This window comes from Streptomyces sp. NPDC047315 (assembly GCF_040643215.1).
Lineage (GTDB): Bacteria > Actinomycetota > Actinomycetes > Streptomycetales > Streptomycetaceae > Streptomyces.
The window spans coordinates 58,590-83,565 of the sequence record NZ_JBEYTZ010000016.1 but is presented as its reverse complement, the minus strand read 5'-3'; the positions used below and the strand labels follow the sequence as shown (position 1 = coordinate 83,565).

Sequence of the window (24,976 nt, the reverse complement as noted above, 5' to 3'; positions counted from 1 at the left end):
TTCGGGCGCCGTGTTCGGGCGCCGTGTTCGGGGCCGGGTGAGTGGTTCGGTTCGTCCCGATGGTCGTCTGGCGTGCCTGTTCGGCGTAGCAGATGTGGCAGGGGCGCGGGCCCGTTCCTAGCGTCGGTCTCGACGTGGTGCCTGTCCCCCACCGAAAGAGCTGACCATGCGTGCCATACGACGTGCGGAACTCGCCCTGATCTGTGCTGCGACCGTGCTGACCGCCACCGCTCCGCTCGCCGCGGCGGCCGTGCCGCAGGCGACCGGGGCGTCGGTGTCGGCGCCGCTGCCGGAGCCCGTGGACGGAGAGCTCCCCGCGGTTCCGGCGCCGGCGACGGCCCCGGCGGACCGCCTCACGCAGGACTCCGGCGCGGACGTCACGTCGTTCGGGTTCACGGTCACCCCGCAGACCGTCGCCCCCGGCGGGACGGTCACCCTGAAGGCGACCGAGTGCGCTTCGCCGACGGTGACCGCCTCGTCCGGCGTCTTCGACACGGTGACCCTCACCGACGGACGCCCCGCGACGGCTCGGGTCTTCGACGAGGCCGAGCCCGGGGCCGAGCACGTCGTCACCTTCGACTGCAAGGGCGAGCGCGGTTCGGCGAAGCTCGTCGTCGAGGGAGCCGGTCCCGCCGCGAACCGCAGTGCGGACGAGAACGCCGGCGAGGTCGCGGACGGCGCCGTCCTGCCGCCGGAAGACGGCGACGGCGCCGGCGACACCGGGGGGCACGAAACCGGAGGCAAGGACGTCGTGGGCGGCGACCACGAAGCCGGCCATGAGACCGGGGCCGGGCACGAAACCGGGGCGGGGCACGAGACCGGCTCCGCGCTGAAGCCCGGTGGCGGGGTGACGGCGGGCGCGGGCGGCAGCCTCCCGCAGCTCGACCCGGCGCACATCGCGCTCGGTTCCGCCCTGGTCGCGGGCGCGCTCGGCACGGGACTGCTGGTGGTGCGCCGACGGCGCGCCGCGACGCGATGAGGCGGCGCGGACGATAGCCATGCCAGGCCCCCTGCCCCCTCCCGTGCCGCCGCCCGCACACCAACCTCCGCGGCACGGCATCTGGTTCGCCCTGCTGTGCGTGCTGTTGCTCGGGGTGTTCCTGTTGCGTACGGGGTCGGGGGCGGTCGACACCACCGCGGGCGCGACCGCCTCGGACGGCCCGCCGCGCCCCGCCGCTTCGGCGGCCCGGGCAGCCCCCGTCGCCGCTGCGCCCGCGCTCGCCCCGCTCCCCCACTCCCCGCCCCGGCGGATCGCCATCCCCGCGCTGCGCGTCGCCGCCCCCGTCACCGCGGTCGACCTCACGTCGGACGGCTCGATCGAGGCCCCGCCCGTCGACGACGACAACCTCGCGGGCTGGTACTCCGGCGCCGCGTCCCCCGGCGGGCGCGGCACCTCGGTGGTCGTCGGCCACGTCGACACCGAGTCCGGCCCCGCCGTCTTCTACCGGCTGGGCTCCCTCACGCCCGGCAGCCGGGTGGAGGTGCTGCGCGCGGACGGTCGTACGGCGGTCTTCACGGTCCACGCCGTCGAGGCGTTCCCCCGCAGCGACTTCCCCGCCGACCGGGTCTACCGGGACGGTCCCGGTGCCGAGCTGCGGCTGATCACCTGCGGCGGGCGGTACTCGGCCGGGACCGGGTACGCGGAGAACGTGGTGGTCTCGGCCCGGCTGACCGAGGTGCGCTGACGGCGGCGACGGCGGGCGCGTGAGGTGTCGGTTCAGCGGCGCCCGGCGGCGCTCAGGACGGCGACGCAGTCGTCCCACGCCCCGGCGCTCAGCTGGTGGCGGCAGCGGGTGAACAGGTCGAGCAGCCCGGCGCCGCGCTCGTCGCGGAACGCGAGGTCGGCGCGGGCGAGGTCGAGTTCGTTGGCGGCGGTCAGTTCGGTGAAGTCGCGGCGCTGTCGGGGGGTGAGGGTGCGGGGCCGGCCGGTGAGGCGGTCGTGGAAGGGCGCGTCCGCGCGGGCGAGGTCACGGTAGGTGGGTCCGCGGTCGCAGGCGCCGTACAGGTACACCAGTTCCTCGGCCTCCGCGCCGATGACCGACGCCAGTTCGAAGCGGCGTTCGGGGGGCAGCAGGACCGCGGGGAAGCCGTCGGTGCCGTACAGCGAGTGGCAGAGTCCGGCGAGTTGCAGTGCGGGGCGGGCACCCCAGGTGGCGAGCTGTGAACGGACCCGTTGGAGGTGGTCGACAAGGGTGCCGCCGGGGTGGGCGATGGCGGCGGCCCCGAGGCCGTTCACCAGGGCGAGGGCGCCGTCGACGCCAACGCCGGCTGCGGGGCGGTGCGCCGGGTCGGCGGGGACGGGTCGTGGGATCGACGCGGCGGCGGGCGTGGGGGAAGGCGTGGGGGAATGCGGCACGGTCCGGGTTCCTCTCGGCGCTCGGGGAGGTCGGCACCCGCCCGGTGCCACCCCCGGTCCGGATCCGCGGGTGGCACCGGACGGGTTGCCGCCTGGGCCCTGGGACGATCATTGCGAGCCGTCAGATCACAGTCAATCCTGGGATTTACTCGCCTGCCCCAAGCAGTAGCTTGGAGGTCATGACCCTGGAGGACTTGCGGGTGTTCGTGGCCGTGTGTCGGGCGGGGAGCCTCAGCGCCGTGGCCCGTGAGCTGTCGTGCACGCAGTCGGCGGTGAGCCAGCGCGTGCGGCGGTTGGAACGGGAGGCGGGGGTGAGTCTGCTGGAGCGGCAGCCGCGCGGGGTCGTGCCCACCGCGGCGGGCCGGATCCTGTGCGACGCGGCGGCCGAAGGGATCGCCGGACTGGAGCTCGCGATGCGCCGCATTCGCGAGCTGACCAGCGGGGACTGCGGGGCGGTGCGGGTCACCACGGGCGGCACCACCGTGCGGCACTTCATGGCCGATGCGATCGTCGCCTTCCGCCGGCGCCATCCGCGGGTGAGTCTGGAGTTCCGTACGGAGACCTCCAGCCGCGGCTGTTTCGACGCCCTGCTCTCCAGCGACCTCGACCTGGCGTGGGTGACGATCGGCGGGCCGGTGCGCGGCATCGAGCAGCGGCCCGTGGTGGAACTGCCGTGGGTGCTCGCGGTGCGGGCGGAGGATCCGCTCGCCGACCGCGCGCGCATCGACGTGGCCGATCTCACGGGGATGCCCTTGGTGCGGCTGCCGCCGAACTCCACCTCCGGCGGCCGACTGGACGCGGCGTTCGCCGAGTTGGGCGTACGGGCCGGGTCGAACACCAGCGTCGCCGACTGGGACACGGCCCTGCTGCTGGCCGAACTCGGCCTCGGGCACGCCGTGGTGCCGGCGGTGCCGGGCCGGCCGACGGCGGGCGCCGCGGGCCCCCTGCGGACCGTGCCGATCCCGGCCCTGCCGCCGCTGTCGGTGGGGTGGGCCGTGCGCCGCTGGGACGCACTGCCGCCGCTGGCGCGGGCGTTCGCGGACGCGGTGGCCGACAGTTGCACCCGGGCGGCTGCCGTCGGGCGGTGAGGGGGGCGGGGCCGTGCCGTGCGGGTCTTGTCAGTGCCGTCCGGCAGACTGGTGCGCATGTCAGCCCCTCGTCGCACGTGTCCGGTGTGCCGCCGTGAGATCGCCGTGGTCGCGGCCCGCTTCGCCCGCCACGACCCGGCCGGCGCCCGCACCCGTACGGGCGCCGAGTTGGTCTCCTGCCCCGGCTCGCGCCTCCAGGCGCCGTACGAGTCGGCGCGCCAGCCGTCCCTCGACGGCTACGAGGCGCCGCCCTTCCCCGGCCAACTGCCCCTGTTCTGACCTCCGGCGCCGCCCCGCCGGTTCGCCGTCCTACCGGAGGTACACGCCGTCCAGAAGGGCGGTCAAATAGCGGCGCGCGGTTTCGACGCGGGCGGCGGGGGCGCTGTGGTGAAGGTCTTCAGGTCGGTGAGCCGCACCCCCAGCACGGCCGCTCCGGCGGCGGGCAGCGACAGCAGCTGGCTGCCGGCCGTCCTGGTCCGGGCGGCGCCTTCGGCAGGGCCTCGGTGTCGTGGATCTCGGGCACGTACAGGTCCAGCGCCCGATCAGCACGCCGGCGAGGTCCAGGCCGTTCATCACGCCGTCGACCTCCGTTTGGTGAGGCTTGCCAAAGTGCACCGTGATGACCTGCTCGCTTCAGGCGACAGCACCCCCGCCCACCCGGTAGATTGGTCTACACCACTGCGCAGGTCGTGATACGCGTGCGCACACACAGACAGGGGCCCCCGTGGAAGTTGTCATCGTTCCGGATGCCGCCGCCGGCGGCGAACTGATCGCCGAGGCCATGGCCGCCCTGCTGCGGCGCAAGCCCGAGGCGCTCCTCGGAGTGGCCACCGGCTCCACGCCGCTGCCGATCTACCAGGCGCTGACGACCAAGGTGCGTTCGGGTGCGGTGGACGTGTCCGCGGCCCGGATATGCCAGCTCGACGAGTACGTGGGGCTGCCCTCCGGTCACCCCGAATCGTACCGCTCGGTGGTGCTGCGGGAGGTCGTCGAGCCGCTGGGGCTGACCGAGGCGGCCTTCATGGGGCCCGACGGCGCCGCCGAGGACGTGGCCGCCGCCTGTCTGGCGTACGACCGCGCGCTGACCGAGGCCGGCGGCGTCGACCTCCAGCTGCTCGGGATCGGCACCGACGGGCACATCGGCTTCAACGAGCCGTGCTCCTCCCTCGCCTCCCGCACCCGGATCAAGACGCTCACCGAGCAGACCCGCAAGGACAACGCGCGCTTCTTCGACAGCATCGACGAGGTCCCGCACCACGTGATCACCCAGGGCATCGGCACCATCCTGGAGGCCCGCCACCTGGTGCTGCTGGCCACCGGCGAGGCCAAGGCCGACGCCGTCGCGCTCGCCGTCGAGGGCCCGCTGTCGGCCCTGGTCCCGGCCTCCGCGCTGCAGCTGCACCCGCACGCCACGGTCGTCGTCGACGAGGCCGCCGCCGCCCGTCTCAAGCTCGCGGACTACTTCCGCGCCACCTACGCCGCCAAGCCCGCCTGGCAGGGCATCTGACGGCGTCCGCGCACAGCGGCACGCTGCGCCCCGTGACCGGGACGGTGCATTCCGTCCCGGTCGAAACAAATTCGACCCGCAACGGCGCTCCCACGCCGATGAGTTGATACGGTGCGCTCTCTCGGCGCACCGTGCGCGCGCCGGGACGGCGTGCGGACGTGCAGCCCGGGGGGAACTGACATGGACGACGACAGCACCGCTCCCGGCGACATCGACGTCGTCAGGGCGAGTCTGGAACGCGTCAGACGGCGGTCGCGCCACGTGGTCCGGCACTTCTACGCACATTTGTTCAGGAACCACCCCCATCTCCGTCCGCTCTTCCCCGCGGTGATGGACGACCAGTACGAGCGGCTGTTCACCGCCCTCGTGCACGTCGTCGACCACCTCGGACACCCCGGCCTGCCCGAGCACCTGCGACGGCTGGGGCGCGACCACCGCAAGTTCGGCATCGTCGACGAGGACTACGCGGCCGTCGGCGCCAGCCTGCTCAACGCCGTCGCCCGCCACTCCCCCACCAGTTGGGACGAGCGCACCGAGACCGCCTGGCGGCGGGTGTACGACGAGGTCGCCACGCTCATGACCGCCGGCGCGCACCGGTCGATCGCCGCACGGGAGCCGGCGTTCTGGGAGGCCACCGTGGTCAGCCACCGGCTGCACGGCGACCACACGGCGGTGATCCGCGCCGCGGTGCGCACCCCCTACCCCTGGCGCCCGGGGCAGTACGCCACCGTCGAGCACGAGGACCTGCCGGGGGTGTGGCGGCCGTACTCCCTGGCAGGCACCGCCGCGGGCGGGGAGCGCGAGCACCTCCTGGAGTTCCACGTGGGCCTGGTGCCGGGCGGGTTACTCAGCGGCGTGCTGTGCGACCGGACCCGCCCGGGGCAGACGCTGCGGCTGGGCGCGGCGTCCGGCTCGGCCCTCGCCCCGCCGCCGGGCACCCCGGCCGTCTCCCTGCTCGCCGCCGGCACGGGCTGGGCTCCGGTCAAGGCCGTCCTCGACGAACTGCTGCGGCGCAGCCCCGCGCCCCGCGTCCGGGTCGACGTGGTCGCCAGGGCCGGGGCCCACTTCTACGACGGGGCGCACCTCGACGACCTGCTGCGCGACCACCCCTGGCTGAGCGCCTACTGGTGGTGCCAGGAGCACGACGAAAGCCGCACCCGGGCGGCCGAGCGCCTGCACGCCCACCTGCGGGCACGCCCCGAGCGGCCAGGCGAGAGCGTCTATCTGTGCGGCCCCGCCGGGTTCGTCGAGGAGACCGCGGAGCTGCTGTTCGCCCGCGGGCTGCCGCCGCAGTCGCTGATCCGCGATCCGCTGCCGCCGTCGGACCCCCGGCGCGCACACGTCTCGCACGCGGAGACGTTCCTCGAACCGCAGCGGGTGAACTGGATCGACCCGGACGCCCGGACGCGTCCGCTCAGGGCGCCGTCGTTCCAGCCGGGCAGCGCGGGCAGCATGGTCTAGGGCGCTGCCGCAAAGTCCCGCGTGGCCCGCCCGGCGGTGCCGTTCTCTTGGCAGGCGCGGTGGCGCCGTGCGGCGTGCTGCGGTGTGGCGTCTGCGGCCCGTCTGCGGCTGTTCGCGCGGGGAACTGCGCGACAAGCCCACCTCCGGCCAGTGGAGACCAACGCTCCCCAAGGGAAACGGCGGCTACGTCAAGAGACGCAGGAACCCGCGCGGGACCTTGCGGACAGGGCCTATGCGGCGTCCCCAGCCGGGTCCGCGACGGGCGCTAGCCGCCCCAGGTCCAGTCGGCGACCTCCGGTAGGTCCGTGCCGTGTTCGCGGATCCAGTCGTGGTGGCGCGAGCGGGCGTCGGCCATCTGCTGGCGCAGGCCGGCGGCCCGCACGCCGAGGCCGGGCACCCGGTCGATGACGTCCATCACCAGGCGATAGCGGTCGAGGTCGTTGCGGACGACCATGTCGAACGGCGTGGTCGTCGTGCCCTCCTCCTTGTAGCCGCGGACGTGCAGATGGGGGTGGCCGGCGCGGCGGTAGGCGAGCCGGTGGATCAGCCAGGGGTAGCCGTGGTACGCGAAGATCACCGGCTTGTCGCGGGTGAAGAGCGCGTCGTACTCGAAGTCACTCATGCCGTGCGGGTGTTCGTCGTACGGCAGCAGCCGGGCCATGTCGACGACGTTGACCACCCGCACCGCGAGCCGGGGCGCGTGGTGGCGCAGCAGTTCGGCCGCCGCCAGGACCTCCTGGGTGGGGACGTCGCCGGCGCAGGCGAGCACCACGTCGGGCCCGTCGGCGCCCGCGCCGTCCGCGGCAGCGGGGCCGTGCTCGGTGCCGGCCCACTCCCACACCCCGGCGCCGCGCGCGCAGTGGGCGCGGGCCTCGTCCATGGTCAGCCAGTCGAAGCAGGGTTGCTTGCCGGCGACGACCACGTTGACGTAGTCGCGGCTGCGCAACACGTGGTCGGCGACGGACAACAGGGTGTTGGTGTCCGGCGGCAGATAGACCCGGACGACCTCGGGGCTCTTGTTCAGGACGTGGTCGACGAATCCGGGGTCCTGGTGGGAGAAGCCGTTGTGGTCCTGCCGCCACACGTGCGAGGTGAGCAGGTACGTCAGCGAGGCGACGGGGCGCCGCCAGGGCAGCCGGCGCGCGGTGCGCAGCCATTTGATGTGCTGGTTCACCATCGAGTCGACGATGTGGGCGAAGGCTTCGTAGCAGGAGAACAGTCCGTGCCGGCCGGTGAGGAGGTAGCCCTCCAGCCAGCCCTGGCACACGTGCTCGGAGAGGATCTCCATCACGCGGCCGTCGTGGGCCAGGTGCTCGTCGGTGGGCAGCGTGCGCGTCTGCCACGCCTTGGCGGTCGCGCCGTAGAGGGCGTCGAGCCGGTTGGAGGCGGTCTCGTCGGGGCCGACGACGCGGAAGTCGCGCCGCTCGGCGGTGGCGCCCATCACGACGGCGAGGAAGTCGCCGAGCACCCGGGTGGGCTCGTGGCGCCCGGCACCGCGGCGCTCCACGTCGACGGCGTGGTCCGCGAGCGGCGGCAGGGGCAGCTCGCGCAGCAGCAGTCCGCCGTTGGCGTGCGGCGTGCCGCCGAGGCGGCGCTGGCCCGTCGGGACGCAGCCGAGGACCTGGGCGACGGGGCGCCCGGTGGGGTCGAAGAGCTCTTCGGGGCGGTAGGAGCGCAGCCACGCCTCCAACTGCCGCAGGTGTTCGGGGCGGTCGCGGACCCCGGCGAGCGGCACCTGGTGGGCGCGCCAGGTGTCCTCGACGGGGATCCCGTCGACGGTCGCGGGGCCGGTCCAGCCCTTGGGGGTGCGCAGTACGATCACCGGCCAGCGGGGCCGTTCGCGCACGCCGTCGCGGCGGGCTGTGCGCTGGATCTCCTCGATGCGGTCGAGGCAGGCGTCCATGGCCGCCGCCATCGCGCGGTGCACGGCCTCGGGTTCGGCGCCGGTGACGTGCACGGGTTCGTGGCCGTGGCCGCGCAGCAGGTCGTCGAGTTCGCCGCGGGGCAGTCGGGCGAGCACCGTCGGGTTGGCGATCTTGTAGCCGTTGAGGTGCAGGATCGGCAGCACGGCGCCGTCGTGCACCGGGTCGAGGAAGGTGGTGCCGTGCCAGGACGCGGCGAGCGGCCCGGTCTCGGCCTCCCCGTCGCCGATCACGCAGGCGACCAGCAGATGGGGGTTGTCGAACGCGGCGCCGTAGGCGTGGGCGAGGGAGTAGCCGAGTTCGCCGCCCTCGTGGATGGAGCCGGGTGTCTCGGGCGCCACGTGGCTGGGCACCCCGCCGGGGAACGAGAACTGCCGGAACAGCCGCTCCATGCCGGCGGCGTCCCGGGTGACGTCCGGATACGTCTCGGTGTACGTGCCCTCCAGCCAGGAGCCGGCGAGGACCGCGGGTCCGCCGTGCCCCGGGCCCCAGACGCACAGCGCGTCCAGGCCCCGGCCGCTGATGACCCGGTTGAGGTGGGTGTAGACGAGGTTGAGGCCGGGTGAGGTGCCCCAGTGGCCCAGCAGCCTCGGTTTGATGTGCTCGGGGCGCAGGGGTTCGGTCAGCAGCGGGTTCGCCATCAGGTAGATCTGTCCGACGGCGAGGTAGTTGGCGGCGCGCCAGTGCGCGTCGAGGGCGGCGAGTTCGGTGTCGGTGATGCGGCTGCGCAGCGTCACGGTGCTGTCGTTCATGGCGGTTTCCTTAAGCCATGCGGAACGGGACGGGGCGGGGCGGGCGGGACCGGGCGGCCGGTCGGGTCAGGGGCCGTACCAGACCGTCGTGACCTCGCAGAACTCCCGGATGCCGTGCCCGGACAGCTCCCGGCCGTAGCCGGAGCGCTTGACGCCGCCGAAGGGCAGCGCCGGGTGCGAGGCGGTCATGCCGTTGAAGAAGACGCCGCCGGCTTCCAGATCCCGTACGCAGCGGGCCATCTCCCGCTCGTCGCGGGTCCACACGTTGGAGCTGAGCCCGAAGGGGGTGTCGTTGGCGATCCGCAGCGCCTCGTCCAGGCTCGCGGCCCGGTAGACGGTGGCGACGGGTCCGAAGGCCTCCTCGCGGTGGATGCGCATGCGAGCGTCGACATCGGTGAGGACGGTGGGCAGGTAGTACCAGCCGCGGTCGTGGCCCTCGGGGCGGCTCGCTCCGCAGCGGGCGCGGGCGCCGTGCCCGAGGGCGTCCTCGACGAGCGCTTCGAGGTCGGTGCGCCCCTGTTCGGTGGCGAGCGGGCCGATCTCCGTCGTCTCCTCGATCGGGTCGCCCACGACCAGGGCCCGCATCCGGGCGGTGAAGCCGTCGAGGAAGGCGTCGTGCACGTCGGCGTGGACGATGAACCGCTTGGCGGCGATGCAGGACTGGCCGTTGTTCTGGACGCGGGCGACGACGGCGGTGTCCACGGCCCGTTCCAGGTCGGCGGAGGGCAGCACCAGGTACGGATCGCTGCCGCCGAGTTCCAGCACCGTCTTCTTGACCTCGTCGCCGGCGACGGCGGCGACGGCCCGCCCGGCGGGTTCGCTGCCGGTGAGGGTGGCCGCGGCGACCCGGTCGTCCCGCAGCACCGCCTCGACGGCGCCCGATCCGATCAGCAGGGCCTGGAAGCAGCCTTCGGGCCAGCCGGCACGCCGGAACAGGTCCTCCAGGTACAGGGCCGTCTGGGGCACGTTCGACGCGTGTTTGAGCAGGGCGGTGTTGCCGGCCATCAGGGCGGGCGCGGCGAAGCGGACGACCTGCCACAGGGGGAAGTTCCACGGCATGACGGCGAGCACCACGCCGACGGGCCGGTAGCGCACGACCACCCGGGCGGCCCCGGAGTCCCGCACGTCGTCGGGGCCCGGGTGCTCGTCGGCGAGCAGTTGCTCGGCGTGGGCGGCGTACCAGCGCATCGCGCGGGCGCACTTCGCGGCCTCCGCGCGCGCTTGGGTGAGGGGTTTGCCCATCTCGGTGGTGACCGTGCGGGCGATGCGGTCCGCGTCCTCGTCGAGCAGGGTGGCGGCCCGCAGCAGCAGACGGGCCCGGTCGGCGAAGCCGGTGGTGCGCTGGCCGACGAAGGCTGCCCGGGCCAACGCGATCCGATCCTCGATCCCGTCGCCTCCGATCGCCTCGAAGGTCTTCAGCGTCTCGCCGGTGGCGGGGTTCACCGTGGCGATGGGCATGGTTCGTGTCCTCCTGGGTCCTGGGCGCCCGCGCGGCCCGGTCGCCGGGGGACGGTTCCCGGACACCGAGTGCCCGCCGCGGCGAGCCGGATACGCAGGTCGGTCGCGGGCGCCCCCGTTGCGTACGGCGCCCCTTCGACCTTCGCCCGGAGCCGACCGGGCCGCAATCCCGGTGGGCATTCGGCCGGTGGGCGGGTGCGCCGTTCAGCCGGCTCGGCTCACCAGGCGCAGTTGGACGTCCTTCTCCTGGTCGCCGGCGGCCGTGCCCCGGCGCTGGACGTCGAACGCGGCGGCCAGGGTCTCCGTCATCCGGTCGACGGCCCAGTAGCCGCCCTGCATCTCCGCTTCGACGGCGTCGGTGAGGCGCACGGGGCCGGTCCGTGCCGTCCCGGGCCGGACGTCGAAGGTCGCCGTCCACACCGTCGGATGGGCCGCGGAGACGTACTCGGGCCGGTCACCGGCCGCGCGGTCGCATTCGTAGGAGTGACGCAGCACCTCGAAGACGGCGTGTGCGTCCTCCTTGGTGCAGCCGGTGATCGTCACCACGACGGGCTCGGGGTGCTGGTCCGCACTGTTCACGGTGATCCCTCGCTTAGGGCCTGGCTGATGGCTCGTGCTGCCTGGGCGGGTGCCACCTCCAGGCTGGCCCGCGCCGGCCCCGGATGCGAATCGAGCCCGCGCGCGGTCCCGTGCCTAGGCGGGCGCGATGGCGCCGTGGTGCGCATGCGGTGATGGCGCCTGCGACCCGTCTGCGGCTGTTCGCGCAGTTCCGCCCCCTGTGCCCTGCGGGCACGGGGGAACCCCCACCTACGCCCAGGGGCGGGGGGCGGAAGTGCGCGACAAGCCCACCACCGGGCCGCAGAGACCAACCCTCCCCCAGGGAGACGGCGGCTCCGTCCACAGGCGCCAGGCCAGCTCGCGCCCTACCCGCGCAGCCTACGGTTCGCGAGGACCGGGATGGACCGCCGGACCGCGATCACCTCCGCGGGGTCGACGTCGGCCACCAGCAGGCCGGGCCCCGCCTGGAGCCGGTCGCGCACGGTCCCGTCGGGGGCGACGACGGCGCTGTGGCCGATGCCGGTGGGCGCCTTCGCGGCGGCCGGCGCCGGATCGGCGGGTTCCGCCTGGTCGACCGCGGCGACCCAGAGCGTGGCGTCCAGTGCACGGGCGCGGATCAGCAGCTCCCACTGCTCCCGCTTGCCCTCGCCCGCACCCCAGGACGCGGGCAGCAGGGTGAGCTGGGCGCCGGCGTCGGCATGGGCCCGGAACAGTTCGGGGAAGCGGACGTCGTAGCAGGTGGCGAGGCCGATGCGGACGTCGTCGAGGTCGAACGTGACCACGCCGGACCCGGCGGCGACGGTGGTGGACTCGGTGAAGCCGAAGGCGTCGTACAGATGGATCTTGTCGTAGGAGGCCTCGACGCCGGGGCCGGTCGCCAGCAGGGTGTTGGTGACCTTGCCGTCGGCCGCGGGGGTGAACATCCCGGCGACCACGACGAGGCCGGTCTCCTTGGCGATCTGCCGCACCGCGGTGGCCCAGGGCCCGTCGAGCGGCTCCGCGAGCGGCGCGAGCCGGGTGCCGAAGCAGGCCATGGTGGCTTCGGGGAAGGCGATCAGCCGGGCGCCCGCGTCGGCGGCGAGGCGTGCCTGCTCCCGTACCAGGTCGAGGTTGCGGACGGGGTCTGGGCCGCTGGTGATCTGGCTCAGGGCGATGCGCATGGACGTCCCCACAGGTGTCGGACGGGCCGGGTCTCGCCTCCAGGATGCGCCATCGGCCCGCCCGCCGGGAGCCGGCCGTCCCGGTGGGGGTGCGCACGACGGCCCCGCCCACCGGGGCGGGGCCGTCGCGAAGGGGCGTGCGGGGGTCAGGCGAGGTCGAGCGGCTGGGAGCCGGAGAGGATCGGTACGGGGAGGAAGTTGCCGTCGCCCGGTCCGCAGCTGGGGGTGGTGAGGCGGGTGTTCGAGATGTTGGTGCCCGCGACGAACCGCCCGTCGCGGCTGTTGACGAAGGTGGTGAAGTGGTCGGCCTGCCGGCTGGAGTAGAACATGCACTGCTGGAGGTTCACGTACCGGCCCGCGGCGAGGTCGATGGACTTCACGGACGAGAACAGGTCCACCAGGAGCCAGTCGCTGAAGCCCGCGTAGCACCACGGCTGGCTGTCCGGCGTGTTGGAGACGTTGGTGCCGGTGGAGAAGAAGTCGAAGCCCGCGGGGACGATCGTCGTGAGGTGGTCGTCGAGCGACGCGGAGTAGTACACGCACTGGTGCAGGTTGAGGTACCGCCCCGCGGTCAGGTCGAGCGCGGCCATCTTGGTGTTCGGGGTGTTGATCAGGTAACGGCCGTCCCCTGGGCCGCAGACGGGGCTGGTCTGCGCGGTGTTGGAGACGTTGGTGCCGCCCAGGAAGCGCCCGTCACGGCTGGGTACGGCCGTGGTGAGCAGCTGCCCGCGGATGTTGCCGCTGTCGTAGTACACGCACTGGTGCAGGTTCAGGTAGTGCACCGCCTCGGGCTGTTGCCGACCCTCGCGCTGCCCCGGGTCGGGTGCGGCGGCCCCGGCGTGGGCCGGGCCCGGCAGCAGCCCCAGGACCAGGGCGCCGACCGCGGCGGCCAACCAGGCCCTGACACGTCCTCGCAGGCGCATGACGACCTACTTCCTCTGTCTGTCGCGACCTCTCGCGGTCCGTCCGCGATGAGGGACGCGATCAGCAGAGCACCGGCGGCCGGCCGTCGGAAATGGCCGGACCACGAGGTTCAGCCCAAGAGGTGACGGCGGCAGGGCCGTTCGCCCAAGGCCCCCTCAAGCGCCGACATTAGGGGCCCCAGAAAGAGGCCCGGCACCACCCCCGGCACGGCTCCCGAACGGGGCACGATCGGCCGGACAAACGACGCATAAACCCTGAAGCACACAGGTCACAACGGGGTGCAACAGGGAGAAACGGGGACTTATCCGCAGAGGGCAAGGTCACAGCTTTGCGCCCTGCTGAGAATTTAGTCCCATGGCCTAGCATCCGAGCATGACCGTGCTTCCCGACGACGGGTTCGCCCTCGCCTCCGAATTCCCGGACGCCACGCACGCGCAATGGCAGCAGTTGGTCGCCGGCGTGTTGCGCAAGGCGGGCAGGGACGTGCCGCCCGAAGCGGCGGAAGACGCACTGGCCACGGCGGTGGAGGAGCACCTCGCCACCCGCCCGCTGTACACGGCGGACCACGGCACCCCGAGCGCCGGGTTCCCCGGCTTCGCCCCCTTCACCCGCGGCGGCACCCCGGGCGGCGGCGTGGCGTCCGGGTGGGACGTGCGCCAGCGGCACGAGCGGCCCGACCCCGCCGCGGCCAACGAGGCCGTCCTCGCGGACCTGGAGAACGGCGTCACGTCCCTCTGGCTCGCCGTCGGGGCGTCCGGCGTCCCGGTCTCCGGGCTGTCCACGGCCCTGGAAGGCGTCCTGCTGGACCTCGCACCCGTCGTGCTGGACGCCGGCGATTCGTTCGACGAAGCCGCCGGGGCGCTGCTGGAGCTCTTCGGCCGACAGGACGTCACCCCGCCGGGCGGGAACCTGGGCGCCGACCCGCTCGGACACGCGGCGCGCACGGGCGCGTACGACCGGGTCGCGGACGGCTTCGGCGCGGCCGGCGCACTCGCGCGGCGCTGCCACGAGCAGCACCCGACGCTGCGCGCCCTGACCGTGGACGCCCTGCCGTACCACGAGGCGGGCGCGTCCGCCGCGCAGGAGCTCGGCTGTTCGCTGGCGAGCGGTCTGCTGGCGTTGCGCGAGTTGACCGCCGCGGGGCTCCCCCTGGCGGCGGCCCTCGGCCAGCTGGAGTTCCGGTACTCGGCCACCGCTGACCAGTTCCTGACCATCGCCAAGCTGCGCGCGGCCCGACGCACCTGGGCGCGGGTCGCGGAGGCGTGCGGGGCGGCCGGGGCCACGGGCGCCCAGCGCCAGCACGCGGTGACCTCCACGGTGATGATGACCCGGCGCGACCCGTGGGTGAACATGCTGCGGACCACGGTCGCCTCGCTCGCCGCCGGCGTCGGCGGCGCTGACGCGGTGACCGTGCTCCCCTTCGACCACGCGCTGGGCCTGCCGGACGCCTTCTCCCGTCGGATCGCCCGCAACACCTCCACGGTGCTCGTGGAGGAGTCGCACGTGGCCCGGGTCATCGACCCGGCGGGCGGGTCCTGGTACGTGGAGCGGCTCACCGACGAACTCGCACACGCCGCCTGGGAGTGGTTCCAGGAGATCGAGGGCGCCGGCGGCCAACTCGCCGCGCTCCGCTCGGGCTTGGTGGGCGAGCGGATCGACGCCACGTGGCGCGAGCGCCGCGGCAAGCTGGCGAAGCGCCGGGAACCGATCACGGGCGTCAGCGAGTTCCCGCTGCTGGCGCAGGCCGCCGTGGAGCGCGACCCGGCGCCCGCGCAGCCGACGGGCGGGCTGCCCCGGGTGCGGCGCGATCAGGACTTCGAGGCGCTGCGCACCCGTTCGGACGCCCGACTGGCCGCCACCGGCGCCCGGCCACGGGTGTTCGTCGCGGCCCTCGGCCCGGCCTCCGTGCACACCGCGCGCGCCGCGTTCGCCACCAACCTCTTCCAGGCGGGCGGCGTGGAGGCCGTCCACGACCCGGTCTCCGTGGACGCGGCCACCGCCGGCGCCGCGTTCGCCGCCAGCGGCGCCGAACTCGCCTGCATCTGCTCCAGCGACGCGCTCTACGCCGAACAGGCGGCCGAGGTGGCACGGGCGTTGAAGGACGCCGGCGCCCGCCGGGTCTATCTCGCGGGGCGCCCCGGCGAGCTGCGCGAAGCCCTGGAGCAGGCCGGGGTGGACGAGTTCGTCTCCCTCGGCGGCAACGCCGTCGACACCCTCACCCGTGCCCTGAACCTGATCGGAGTGGCGTGATGACCATCCCCGACTTCACCCGGATCCCGCTGGGCCCGGGCGCCCCGACCGCCGCCGACGACCAGTGGCGCTCCGCGGTCAAGGAGGCGACCGGGCTCGCCGCCGACGACCTGGTGTGGCAGACGCCGGAGGGCATCGGGGTCAAGCCGCTGTACACGCAGGACGACCTCGCCGGGCTGGACTTCCTCGGGACCTTCCCCGGCGTCGCGCCGTATCTGCGCGGCCCGTACCCGACGATGTACGTCAACCAGCCGTGGACGATCCGCCAGTACGCCGGGTTCTCCACCGCCGAGGAGTCCAACGCCTTCTACCGGCGCAACCTGGCGGCCGGCCAAAAGGGCCTGTCGGTCGCCTTCGACCTGCCGACCCACCGCGGCTACGACTCCGACCACCCGCGGGTGACCGGCGACGTGGGCATGGCGGGGGTGGCGATCGACTCGATCTACGACATGCGCCAGCTCTTCGACGGCATCCCGCTGGACCGGATGAGCGTGTCGATGACGATGAACGGCGCCGTGCTGCCGGTGCTGGCGCTGTACATCGTGGCCGCCGAGGAACAGGGCGTGCCGCCCGAGAAGCTGGCCGGGACCATCCAGAACGACATCCTCAAGGAGTTCATGGTCCGCAACACCTACATCTATCCGCCGGGCCCCTCGATGCGGATCATCTCCGACATCTTCGCCTTCACCTCCCAGCGGATGCCGCGCTACAACTCCATCTCCATCTCCGGCTACCACATACAGGAGGCCGGGGCGACGGCCGACCTGGAGTTGGCGTACACCCTCGCGGACGGCATGGAGTACCTGCGCGCGGGCATCGGCGCCGGTCTGGACGTGGACGCGTTCGCGCCCCGGCTGTCGTTCTTCTGGGCGATCGGGATGAACTTCTTCATGGAGGTCGCCAAGTTGCGGGCGGCGCGCCTGCTGTGGGCGAAGCTGGTACGCACCTTCGACCCGAAGAACCCCAAGTCGCTTTCGCTGCGCACCCATTCGCAGACCTCGGGCTGGTCGCTGACGGCCCAGGACGTCTTCAACAACGTGACCCGCACCTGTGTGGAGGCGATGGCGGCGACCCAGGGGCACACCCAGTCGCTGCACACGAACGCGCTGGACGAGGCGCTGGCCCTGCCGACGGACTTCTCCGCCCGGATCGCCCGCAACACCCAGATCCTGCTCCAGCAGGAGTCCGGTACGACCCGGGTCATCGACCCGTGGGGCGGCAGCGCGTACGTCGAACGCCTCACCCACGACCTGGCGCGCCGCGCCTGGCAGCACATCGAGGAGATCGAGCAGGCCGGCGGCATGGCGCGGGCCATCGACGCGGGCATTCCGAAGCTGCGGGTCGAGGAGGCCGCCGCGCGCACCCAGGCGTGGATCGACTCCGGCCGGCAGCCCGTCGTGGGCGTCAACAAGTACCGGGTGGCCTCCGACGAGCAGATCGAGGTGCTGAAGGTCGACAACTCCTCGGTGCGGGCGCAGCAGATCGAGAAGTTGCGGCGGCTACGGGAGGAGCGCGACGAGGCCGTCTGCCAGGACGCCCTGCACGCGCTGACCCGGGCGGCGGGCGGCAGCGGCGGGTCCGGACTTGAGGGCAACCTGCTGGCCCTCGCGGTGGACGCGGCGCGGGCGAAGGCGACCGTCGGGGAGATCTCGGACGCCCTGGAGAGCGTGTACGGACGGCACGCGGGGCAGATCCGTACCATCTCCGGTGTGTATCGAGGCGAAGTGGACGGTTCCCCGTCGGTGGCGCGCACCCGGGCGCTGGTGGACCGGTTCGAGGAGGCGGAGGGCCGTCGGCCGCGCATCCTGGTGGCCAAGATGGGCCAGGACGGGCACGACCGGGGGCAGAAGGTGATCGCCACCGCCTTCGCCGACCTCGGGTTCGACGTGGACGTGGGCCCGCTGTTCCAGACGCCGGCCGAGGTGGCGCGGCAGGCGGTGGAGGCCGACGTGCACATCGTCGGCGTCTCGTCGCTGGCCGCCGGCCACCTCACGCTGGTGCCCGCGCTCCGCACGGAGTTGGCGGCCGAGGGGCGGGAGGACATCATGATCGTGGTCGGTGGGGTGATTCCGCCGCAGGACGTGCAGACGCTGCACGAGGCGGGCGCCGCGGCGGTGTTCCCGCCCGGCACGGTGATCCCGGACGCCGCGCACGACCTGGTCGAGAAGCTGGCCGCCGCGCTCGGCCACGGCGCGTAGGCCACGGCGGGATGCCCATGAAGCCAGTGAAGATCGATCTCGACGGCTATGTGAAGGGGGTGCGGTCCGGGTCGCGGGCGCACGTCGCGCGGGCGGTCACCCTCGTGGAGTCCCGCCGGCCCGATCACCGCGCGCTCGCCCAGGAGTTGCTCACCGAACTGCTGCCACACACCGGCGCGGCCCGTCGGATCGGCATCAGCGGGGTGCCGGGCGTGGGCAAGTCGACGTTCATCGACGCCCTGGGCACGATGCTCACCGGGCTCGGCCACCGGGTGGCCGTGCTCGCCGTCGACCCGTCGTCCACCCGCACCGGGGGGTCCATCCTCGGCGACAAGACGCGGATGGAGCGGCTGTCCACGGACCCCTCCGCGTTCGTCCGCCCCTCGCCGTCGGCGGGGACCCTCGGCGGGGTGGCGCGGGCGACCCGCGAGACGATGGTGGTGATGGAGGCCGCGGGGTACGACGTGGTGCTCGTCGAGACCGTGGGCGTGGGCCAGTCGGAGGCGGCGGTCGCCCACATGGTCGACACCTTCCTGCTGCTCACGCTGGCCCGCACCGGGGACCAGCTCCAGGGCATCAAGAAGGGCGTGCTGGAGTTGGCCGACGTGATCGCGGTGAACAAGGCCGACGGGCCGCACGAGCGAGACGCCCGCTCGGCCGCGCGCGAACTCGCCGGCGCGCTGCGCCTGATGCGCCCCGCGGACGCCGCATGGACGGTGCCAGTGCTCTCCTGCAGCGCCCGCGCGTCCAGCGGTCTGGACACCGTGTGGGAGCGGGTGGAGCAGCACCGGGCGCTGCTGGCGTCCAGCGGGCGGCTGACGGCCAAGCGCCGTGACCAACAGGTGGACTGGGCGTGGTCGATGGTGCGCGACGCGCTGACGGAGCGGTTGCACGGCCACCCCGCCGTGCGCGAGCTCGTGCCGGAGTTGGAGCGCGGCGTGCGCGACGGCACGCTCACGGCCACCCGGGCGGCGCAGCGGATCCTCGATGCCTTCGAGCGCCCCCGCTGACACCGCCGGCTTGCCGCCGCCGGCTCGTTAGTCTGGGCACATGACCACCTCACATGTGCTGACCTGGGAAGTCGTCGACAACCAGGGGTACGAGACCGCCTGGGTCACCGTGGCGGAAGGCGCCCTGACCGCGCGTGGACGGGCCGTGGGCATCTCCCCGGAGCCGTACTGGATCTCCTACGAGCTGCGCACCGGCGACGCCTTCGTGACCCGTGAGCTCACGGTGACCGCGGAGTCCGCGGAGGGGGTGCGCACCCTGGTGCTGAGGCGCGACGACGACGGCCGCTGGAGCGTCGACGGCGCACCGCGGCCGGACCTCGACGGCGCGCTCGACTGCGATCTGGGCCTGTGCCCGCTGACGAACACGATGCCCGTGCTGCGGCACGGACTGCACCGCCCCGAGGGCGCGGAGGGCACCGGATCGACGCAGGCGCCGGGCGTCGAGCGGGAGTTCCGCATGGCGTGGGTGTCGGTGCCCGATCTGACGGTCTCCCCGTCCGCCCAGACGTACGCCCGGCTGGAGACGACGGAGGACGGCGGAGCGCTGCTGCGGTACGCCTCCGGGGACTTCCGGCGCGACATCGAGGTCGACGGGGACGGTTTCGTGGTCGACTACCCGGACCTGGCCTATCTCATCGGCCACAGCGAACGCGGCGACGCGCAGTAGGAAGGCGGTTTCGGCATGAGGCTCACGGTCCTGGGCGGCGGGGGTTTTCGGATGCCGCTGGTGTACGGGGCGCTGCTCGCCGACCGCGGGGCGGGGCGGGTCACCGAGGTGGTCCTGTACGACGTGGACGCGGGCCGGCTGTCCGCCATCGCGCGGGTCCTCGCCGACCAGGCGGCGGGGGTGCCCGACGCACCCGCGGTGTCGGTGACCGGTGACCTCGACGAGGCGCTGCGGGGCGCGGACTTCGTGTTCTCCGCGATCCGGGTCGGAGGGCTTTCGGGTCGGGCGGCCGACGAGCGGATCGCGCTCGACGAGGGCGTGCTCGGTCAGGAGACGGTGGGCGCCGGCGGCATCGCGTACGGGCTGCGCACGGTCCCGGTGGCCCGCGCCGTCGCACGGCGCATCGCGGCCGTCGCCCCCGACGCCTGGGTCATCAACTTCACCAATCCGGCGGGCCTGGTGACCGAGGCGATGGCCCGTCACCTCGGCGGGCGGGTCATCGGGATCTGCGACTCGCCGGTGGGGCTGGGCCGGCGGGTGGCCCGGGTGCTGGGGGTGGACCCGGACACCGCGTTCTTCGACTACGCGGGGCTGAACCACCTGGGTTGGCTGCGCGGGGTGCGCGTGGGGGGCGAGGACGTGCTGCCCCGACTGCTCGCCGACCCCGATCTGCTCGGCTCCTTCGAGGAGGGCAAGCTCTTCGGTCCCGAGTGGCTCGCCACCCTGGGCGCGGTCCCCAACGAGTACCTGCACTACTACTACTTCAACCGGGAGACGGTACGGGCCTACCGGGAGGCCGAGCAGACCCGCGGCGCCTTCCTCGACGCCCAACAGTCCCGATTCTACGCGGAGATGGAGCGCGGTGCCGCGCCGGCGCTGGCGACCTGGGACCGCACCCGCGCCGAGCGGGAGGCCACGTACATGGCGCACAACCGCGAGGCGGCGGGCGCGGGCGAGCGCGACGGCGCGGATCTGGAGTCCGGGGGGTACGAGCAGGTCGCCCTCGCCCTGATGCACGCCATCGCCCACGACCGCCGCACCACCTTGATCCTCAACGTGCGCAACCGGGGCGCCCTGGCGCTGCTGGACGCGGACGCGGTGGTGGAGGTGCCCTGCACGGTGGACGCGAACGGGGCGCACCCGCTCGCGGCGGCCCCGCTGCCCGCGCACGCCGGCGCCCTGGTGGGCGCGGTGAAGGCAGTGGAGCGCGAGGTGCTGGCCGCGGCGGAGACCGGCTCGCGGGCCCGGGCGGTGGCCGCGTTCGCCCTGCATCCGCTGGTCGACTCGGTGGCTGCGGCCCGTCGGCTGGTGGACGCGTACACGGCGGCCCATCCGACCCTGGCGTACCTCGGGGACTGAGCCCCGCGCGCCTGTCGGCGCACCTCCCGCCGCCCACAGGCGCGGCGGGGGGTGCGCCGATAGAATCGAGGCATGGCAGAGCGCCACGCCGCGCCCGCCGCCCCCGAGCTCGTCATCGAAACGGACGAGGGTTCCACGGTGATGAGTCCGAGCCGCGTCTATCACGTCGGGCGCGACCCGCTGAGCGACATCGTCATCGACGACGACCGGGTCTCCTGGCACCACGCGGTCCTGCGGACGGAGCACGGTCACTGGACCGTCGAGGACGAGCACAGCACCAACGGCACGTTCGCCGACGGAGCGCGGGTGCGGTCCTGGGAGGTGGGCCCGGGCAGCGAGCTGCGCTTCGGCAGCGCCGCCGACGGCCCCCGCGCGGTGCTCGTCGGCCCTCCCCCGCCGCGGGCGCAGCTGCCGGTGGCGAGGCCGGGCGCCACCCACACCTTCCGCGCCCCGACGTCGGTGCATCGGCTGCCGGCGCGCACGGTGCGGATCGGGCGATCCACGGACAACGACCTGCAGGTGCACGACCTGACCGTCTCCCGTCACCACGCCGAGCTGCGGACGGGCCCCGACGGGGCGTACGAGATCGTCGACCTCGACTCGCACAACGGCACGTTCCTCAACGGCGAGCCCGTCTCCGTCGCCGCGGTGGGCCCCGGTGACGTGGTCGGCATCGGGCACTCCGCCTTCTGCCTCGTCGGTGACGAGCTGCGGGAGTACGTGGACACCGGTGAGGTCGGCCTCGACGTGCAGGACCTGACCGTCACCGTCGACCGGGGCCGCAAGACGCTGCTCGACGCGGTGTCGTTCCCCGTCGGCGAGAAGTGTCTGCTCGCCGTGGTCGGGCCGAGCGGCGCCGGCAAGTCGACCCTGCTGAACGCGTTGACCGGGCTGCGCCCCGCGGACCGCGGCACGGTCTGGTACGACGGCCGGGACCTCTACCACGACTTCGCGGAACTGCGACGGCGCATCGGGCTCGTTCCGCAGGACGACATCCTGCACACCCAGCTGACCGTGCGGGCGGCCCTCGGGTACGCGGCCGAGTTGCGCTTCCCGCAGGACGCGGCGCCCACCGAGCGGCGGGAGCGGGTCGCCGAGGTGATCCGCGAAATGGGCCTGCAAGACCGTGCCGACCAGCACGTCCACTCGCTCTCCGGCGGCCAGCGCAAACGCGTCAGCGTCGCGCTGGAGCTGTTGACCAAGCCGTCGCTGCTCTTCTTGGACGAACCCACCTCCGGTCTCGACCCGGGAATGGACCGCTCGGTGATGCAGATGCTGCGCTCGCTGGCGGACGACGGGCGGACCGTGGTGGTGGTGACGCACAGCGTGTTGAGCCTGGACGTGTGCGACCGGCTGCTGGTGTTGGCGCCGGGCGGCCGGATCGCGTACTACGGTCCGCCGGACGAGGCGCTGGACTTCTTCGGCCACGAGCAGTGGCCCGCGGCGTTCGAGGCGTTCGAGAACGACCGGGAGCGGGACTGGGCGGGGGCGTACCGCGCTTCTCCGTACCACCGTCGGTACATCTCGGACGCCTCCGTGCAGCCCCGGACGCCGATCGGCGGGACGCTGGAGACGGCGCTGCCGCCGCCGATCGAGCCGCAGAGTTGGGGTGCGCAGCTGTGGACGCTGGTGCGGCGCTATGCGCGGGCGCTGAGCGCGGACCGCACGTTCCTGGTGGTGATGATCGCGCTTCCGTTCGTGATGGGTGCGATGGCCAGGGCGCTCGCGGGCAGTGCGCTCACCGCGCAGACCGCGCTCAACGCGCTGTCGATCCTGTGTGTGGGCGGGGTGTTGACGGGCGCCGCGAACGCGGTGCGGGAGTTGGTCAAGGAGCGGGTGATCTACCAGCGGGAGCGGGCGGTGGGGCTGTCGCGGTCCGCGTATCTGATGTCCAAGGTGGTGGTGTTGGGGACGGTGACCGTGGTGCAGGCGGTGGTGCTCACCCTGGTGGGGCTCGCGGGGGTGACGCTCAACACGCCGGGCGGCAGCGGGGTGCTCCTCCCACCGCTGCTGGAACTCACCCTGGCGGTGGCCCTGCTGTCCTTCACGGCGATGATGCTGGGGCTGTTGATCTCCGCGCTGGTGCGCAAGGAGGAGGTCACCATGCCGCTGCTGGTCCTCCTCGCCATCGTCCAGGTGGTGTTCTGCGGTGCGCTGCTGAAGCTGTCCGGCCTGCTGGTGGCGGAGCAGCTGGCGTGGCTGGTGCCGGCGCGGTGGGCGCTGGGGGCGATGGCGTCCACGATCGGGCTTTCCCAGCTGGTGCCGGGGAGCCTGACGTCCGATCCGCTCTTCCAGCACTCGGTGTCGGTGTGGCTCTTGGACATGGGGATGATGGTGGTGCTGTCCGTGTTGTACGGCTGGCTGGTCACTCTGCTCCTGCGCCGTCAGGAGCCCGCGGTGATGCGGAAGTAACGCCGTGTGCGCCGCCGACCACGCCCACAGCGCCCGGGAGCCGTTCGAGCCCACGCACGTGGTGCCGCCCGAGGGGCTGTCCGCCTGGGAGTCCCCCGACGACTCCCGGCCCACGGACGTCCTCGATCCGCTGCTGCCGGTGCAACTGGCGGACCGCCGGGGCGACTGGGGCCGGATCGTGTGCGCGAACGGCTGGTCAGCGTGGGTCGACGGGCGACTGCTGGTCGCCGTGCCGCAGGCGCCGCCGGCCACCGGACGCCCCCTCACCCGCACGGCGGACCAGCGCCCCCACTTGGCGAAGGTCGCGGAGTCCGTCGGGCGCTACCGCAGCGCCGTGGACGACCTCGCGGAGGGCCGGATCGACCGCGAGACCTTCCGACGCCGCACCCGGGGGGTGCGCGTGGGGGTGGTGGTCGACGGGGAGTCGGTGTGGCTGTACGAGGCGGAGCACGAGCGCTGGGTGTACGGCGACGGCAGCCGGCTGAGCACCTTCGCGGTCTCGAAGCCGCCGACGGATGGGCGGGCGCACGGACCGGGCGGTGAGCGGGGGTCCGCCGAGGAGTGGGAGTCCACCGGCGGGCAGGAGTCCTGGGACGAAGAGGAATCGTGGGACGAGCAGCAGTCGTGGAGCGACCGCAGGTCCTCGCACGACGACCGGTACGAGCGCGACCGGGGGCCGGACGACGACTGGTCCGACGAACCCGGCTCCGACTCCGACGAGGGGGCGGGTACGGACGAGGGGTACGGAGAGGGGTCCGGCTCCGACTTCGGCGAGGGGGCGGGTACGGACGAGGGGTCCGCCGAACGCGACGAGCCGACCAGGCCGTGGCGCCCGGACTCCGACGGCCACCCGCCCACCCGGGTGGGCGGTGAGCCCTGATGGCCCGGGACCGCGACCGGGACGTGGCCGGGGACGTCGACCCGGTGTCCGGCCGCCCTTCGGACCTGCTCGGGCGGCGCATCGCCGGCTACCGGATCGACGAGGAGGTCGGCCGCGGCGGCATGGCGGTGGTGTACCGGGCCCGGGACCTGCGGCTGGACCGTACGGTCGCGTTGAAGCTGCTCGCGCCCGAACTCGCCCGCAACGACACCTTCCGCAAGCGGTTCACCCATGAGTCGCGGGTGGCGGCGGCCATCGACCATCCGCACATCGTGCCGGTCTTCGAAGCCGGCGAGGCCAAGGGCCTGCTGTACATCGCGATGCGCTACGTCCCCGGGCAGGACCTGCGTGCGCTGCTGAACCGCGAGGGGCCGCTGCCCTTCCCCAAGGCGATGCGGATCGCCGCCCAGGTCGCCTCCGCGCTCGACGCGGCGCACGACCACGACCTGGTGCACCGGGACGTGAAGCCGGGGAACGTGCTGGTCGCGGAGGGCACCGACAGCGACCACCCCGAGCACGTCTATCTGACCGACTTCGGGCTGACGAAGAAGTCGCTGTCGCTGACCGGGTTCACGACGGTGGGCCAGTTCGTCGGCACGCTCGACTACGTGGCGCCGGAGCAGATCTCCGGACGCCCGGTGGACGGCCGGTGCGACGTGTACGGCTTCGCCTGCGTGGTGTACGAGATCCTGGCCGGGGCGCCGCCGTTCCAACGCGACGACGACATGGCCCTGTTGTGGGCGCACCAGTTCGACCCGCCGCCGCCGCTGACCGCGCGGCGCCCGGATCTGCCGTCCGCGGTGGACCCGGTGATCGCACGGGCGTTGGCCAAGAGCCCGGACGACCGGTTCGACACCTGCGGACGGTTCGTCGCGGCGCTGCGGGCGGCGGCGAGCCGCGGCGCGCGGGCACCGTCCCGGGTGGTCCCCCTCGTCGACGCCCCCGAGCGCCCCGGCGCACCGCCGGCGCCGCCGGCCTGGGCGCGCCCGGTCCTTCCCGGCCTGCCGGTGTGAG

20 protein-coding genes are annotated in these 24,976 nt (G+C 73.6%); 14 read left to right on the top strand and 6 right to left on the bottom strand.

Features of this window, described 5'->3' with window-relative positions; all coding sequences use genetic code 11:
• Positions 1 to 166: 166 nt before the first annotated feature.
• Together ABZ842_RS19955 and ABZ842_RS19950 are read left to right on the top strand one after the other, a co-directional pair.
• On the top strand, positions 167 to 979 hold the full coding sequence (locus tag ABZ842_RS19955; RefSeq protein ID WP_361538163.1) for a hypothetical protein: 813 nt from the start codon (positions 167 to 169) through the stop codon (positions 977 to 979).
• A gap of 19 nt (positions 980 to 998) precedes the next feature.
• Complete coding sequence (locus ABZ842_RS19950; protein ID WP_361538161.1) at positions 999 to 1,685, top strand: class F sortase; 687 nt, start codon at positions 999 to 1,001, stop codon at positions 1,683 to 1,685.
• Between the two features lie 32 nt (positions 1,686 to 1,717).
• Here ABZ842_RS19950 and ABZ842_RS19945 read toward each other — a convergent pair whose 3' ends face one another.
• Positions 1,718 to 2,356, bottom strand: coding sequence for a DUF6817 domain-containing protein (locus ABZ842_RS19945; RefSeq protein WP_361538159.1), 639 nt, complete (start codon positions 2,354 to 2,356; stop codon positions 1,718 to 1,720).
• Positions 2,357 to 2,535: 179 nt separating this feature from the next.
• Between ABZ842_RS19945 and ABZ842_RS19940 the strand changes: the two genes are divergently transcribed.
• The 4 genes from ABZ842_RS19940 to ABZ842_RS19925 all read left to right on the top strand — a co-directional run bounded on the left by ABZ842_RS19940 (position 2,536) and on the right by ABZ842_RS19925 (position 6,412).
• Entirely contained in the window at positions 2,536 to 3,444 is a 909-nt protein-coding gene (locus ABZ842_RS19940) for a LysR family transcriptional regulator (protein ID WP_361538157.1), read from the top strand.
• A gap of 57 nt (positions 3,445 to 3,501) precedes the next feature.
• Positions 3,502 to 3,723 (top strand): hypothetical protein, encoded by a 222-nt coding sequence (locus ABZ842_RS19935; protein ID WP_361538155.1) that lies wholly within the window; start codon positions 3,502 to 3,504, stop codon positions 3,721 to 3,723.
• 445 nt (positions 3,724 to 4,168) lie between these two features.
• Positions 4,169 to 4,951: a glucosamine-6-phosphate deaminase gene (gene nagB / locus ABZ842_RS19930; RefSeq protein WP_361538153.1), complete on the top strand. Its 783-nt coding sequence runs from the start codon at positions 4,169 to 4,171 to the stop codon at positions 4,949 to 4,951.
• Positions 4,952 to 5,131: 180 nt separating this feature from the next.
• Positions 5,132 to 6,412 (top strand): globin domain-containing protein, encoded by a 1,281-nt coding sequence (locus ABZ842_RS19925; RefSeq protein ID WP_361538151.1) that lies wholly within the window; start codon positions 5,132 to 5,134, stop codon positions 6,410 to 6,412.
• A 265-nt stretch (positions 6,413 to 6,677) separates the two neighbouring features.
• Here ABZ842_RS19925 and ABZ842_RS19920 read toward each other — a convergent pair whose 3' ends face one another.
• The 5 genes from ABZ842_RS19920 to ABZ842_RS19900 all read right to left on the bottom strand — a co-directional run bounded on the left by ABZ842_RS19920 (position 6,678) and on the right by ABZ842_RS19900 (position 13,185).
• Positions 6,678 to 9,086: a phosphoketolase family protein gene (locus ABZ842_RS19920; RefSeq protein WP_361538149.1), complete on the bottom strand. Its 2,409-nt coding sequence runs from the start codon at positions 9,084 to 9,086 to the stop codon at positions 6,678 to 6,680.
• A 66-nt stretch (positions 9,087 to 9,152) separates the two neighbouring features.
• The gene (locus ABZ842_RS19915) at positions 9,153 to 10,544 is read right to left on the bottom strand and encodes an NADP-dependent succinic semialdehyde dehydrogenase (RefSeq protein ID WP_361538147.1); all 1,392 of its coding nucleotides are present in this window, start codon (positions 10,542 to 10,544) and stop codon (positions 9,153 to 9,155) included.
• 204 nt (positions 10,545 to 10,748) lie between these two features.
• A complete protein-coding gene (locus ABZ842_RS19910; RefSeq protein ID WP_361538145.1) occupies positions 10,749 to 11,123 on the bottom strand; it encodes a hypothetical protein in 375 nt (124 codons plus the stop codon).
• Between the two features lie 344 nt (positions 11,124 to 11,467).
• On the bottom strand, positions 11,468 to 12,262 hold the full coding sequence (locus ABZ842_RS19905; RefSeq protein WP_361538143.1) for a carbon-nitrogen hydrolase family protein: 795 nt from the start codon (positions 12,260 to 12,262) through the stop codon (positions 11,468 to 11,470).
• 146 nt (positions 12,263 to 12,408) lie between these two features.
• Positions 12,409 to 13,185 (bottom strand): hypothetical protein, encoded by a 777-nt coding sequence (locus ABZ842_RS19900; RefSeq protein ID WP_361538141.1) that lies wholly within the window; start codon positions 13,183 to 13,185, stop codon positions 12,409 to 12,411.
• 373 nt (positions 13,186 to 13,558) lie between these two features.
• On the opposite strand from ABZ842_RS19900, the gene ABZ842_RS19895 reads away from it, so the two are divergent.
• The 8 genes from ABZ842_RS19895 to ABZ842_RS19860 all read left to right on the top strand — a co-directional run bounded on the left by ABZ842_RS19895 (position 13,559) and on the right by ABZ842_RS19860 (position 24,975).
• Positions 13,559 to 15,436: a methylmalonyl-CoA mutase family protein gene (locus ABZ842_RS19895; RefSeq protein ID WP_361538139.1), complete on the top strand. Its 1,878-nt coding sequence runs from the start codon at positions 13,559 to 13,561 to the stop codon at positions 15,434 to 15,436.
• Positions 15,436 to 17,634: a methylmalonyl-CoA mutase gene (gene scpA, locus ABZ842_RS19890; RefSeq protein ID WP_361538138.1), complete on the top strand. Its 2,199-nt coding sequence runs from the start codon at positions 15,436 to 15,438 to the stop codon at positions 17,632 to 17,634. Before ABZ842_RS19895 ends, scpA begins: the two co-directional genes overlap by 1 nt.
• Before the next feature lie 17 nt (positions 17,635 to 17,651).
• Positions 17,652 to 18,644, top strand: coding sequence for a methylmalonyl Co-A mutase-associated GTPase MeaB (meaB, locus tag ABZ842_RS19885; RefSeq protein WP_361538136.1), 993 nt, complete (start codon positions 17,652 to 17,654; stop codon positions 18,642 to 18,644).
• A 40-nt stretch (positions 18,645 to 18,684) separates the two neighbouring features.
• A complete protein-coding gene (locus tag ABZ842_RS19880) occupies positions 18,685 to 19,311 on the top strand; it encodes a putative glycolipid-binding domain-containing protein (protein WP_361538134.1) in 627 nt (208 codons plus the stop codon).
• Between the two features lie 15 nt (positions 19,312 to 19,326).
• Positions 19,327 to 20,670, top strand: coding sequence for a 6-phospho-beta-glucosidase (locus ABZ842_RS19875; protein WP_361538132.1), 1,344 nt, complete (start codon positions 19,327 to 19,329; stop codon positions 20,668 to 20,670).
• Between the two features lie 72 nt (positions 20,671 to 20,742).
• Positions 20,743 to 23,082, top strand: coding sequence for an FHA domain-containing protein (locus ABZ842_RS19870; protein ID WP_361538130.1), 2,340 nt, complete (start codon positions 20,743 to 20,745; stop codon positions 23,080 to 23,082).
• A 4-nt stretch (positions 23,083 to 23,086) separates the two neighbouring features.
• Positions 23,087 to 23,962, top strand: coding sequence for a hypothetical protein (locus ABZ842_RS19865; RefSeq protein WP_361538128.1), 876 nt, complete (start codon positions 23,087 to 23,089; stop codon positions 23,960 to 23,962).
• Complete coding sequence (locus tag ABZ842_RS19860) at positions 23,962 to 24,975, top strand: serine/threonine-protein kinase (RefSeq protein ID WP_361538126.1); 1,014 nt, start codon at positions 23,962 to 23,964, stop codon at positions 24,973 to 24,975. Before ABZ842_RS19865 ends, ABZ842_RS19860 begins: the two co-directional genes overlap by 1 nt.
• Position 24,976: the final 1 nt, after the last annotated feature.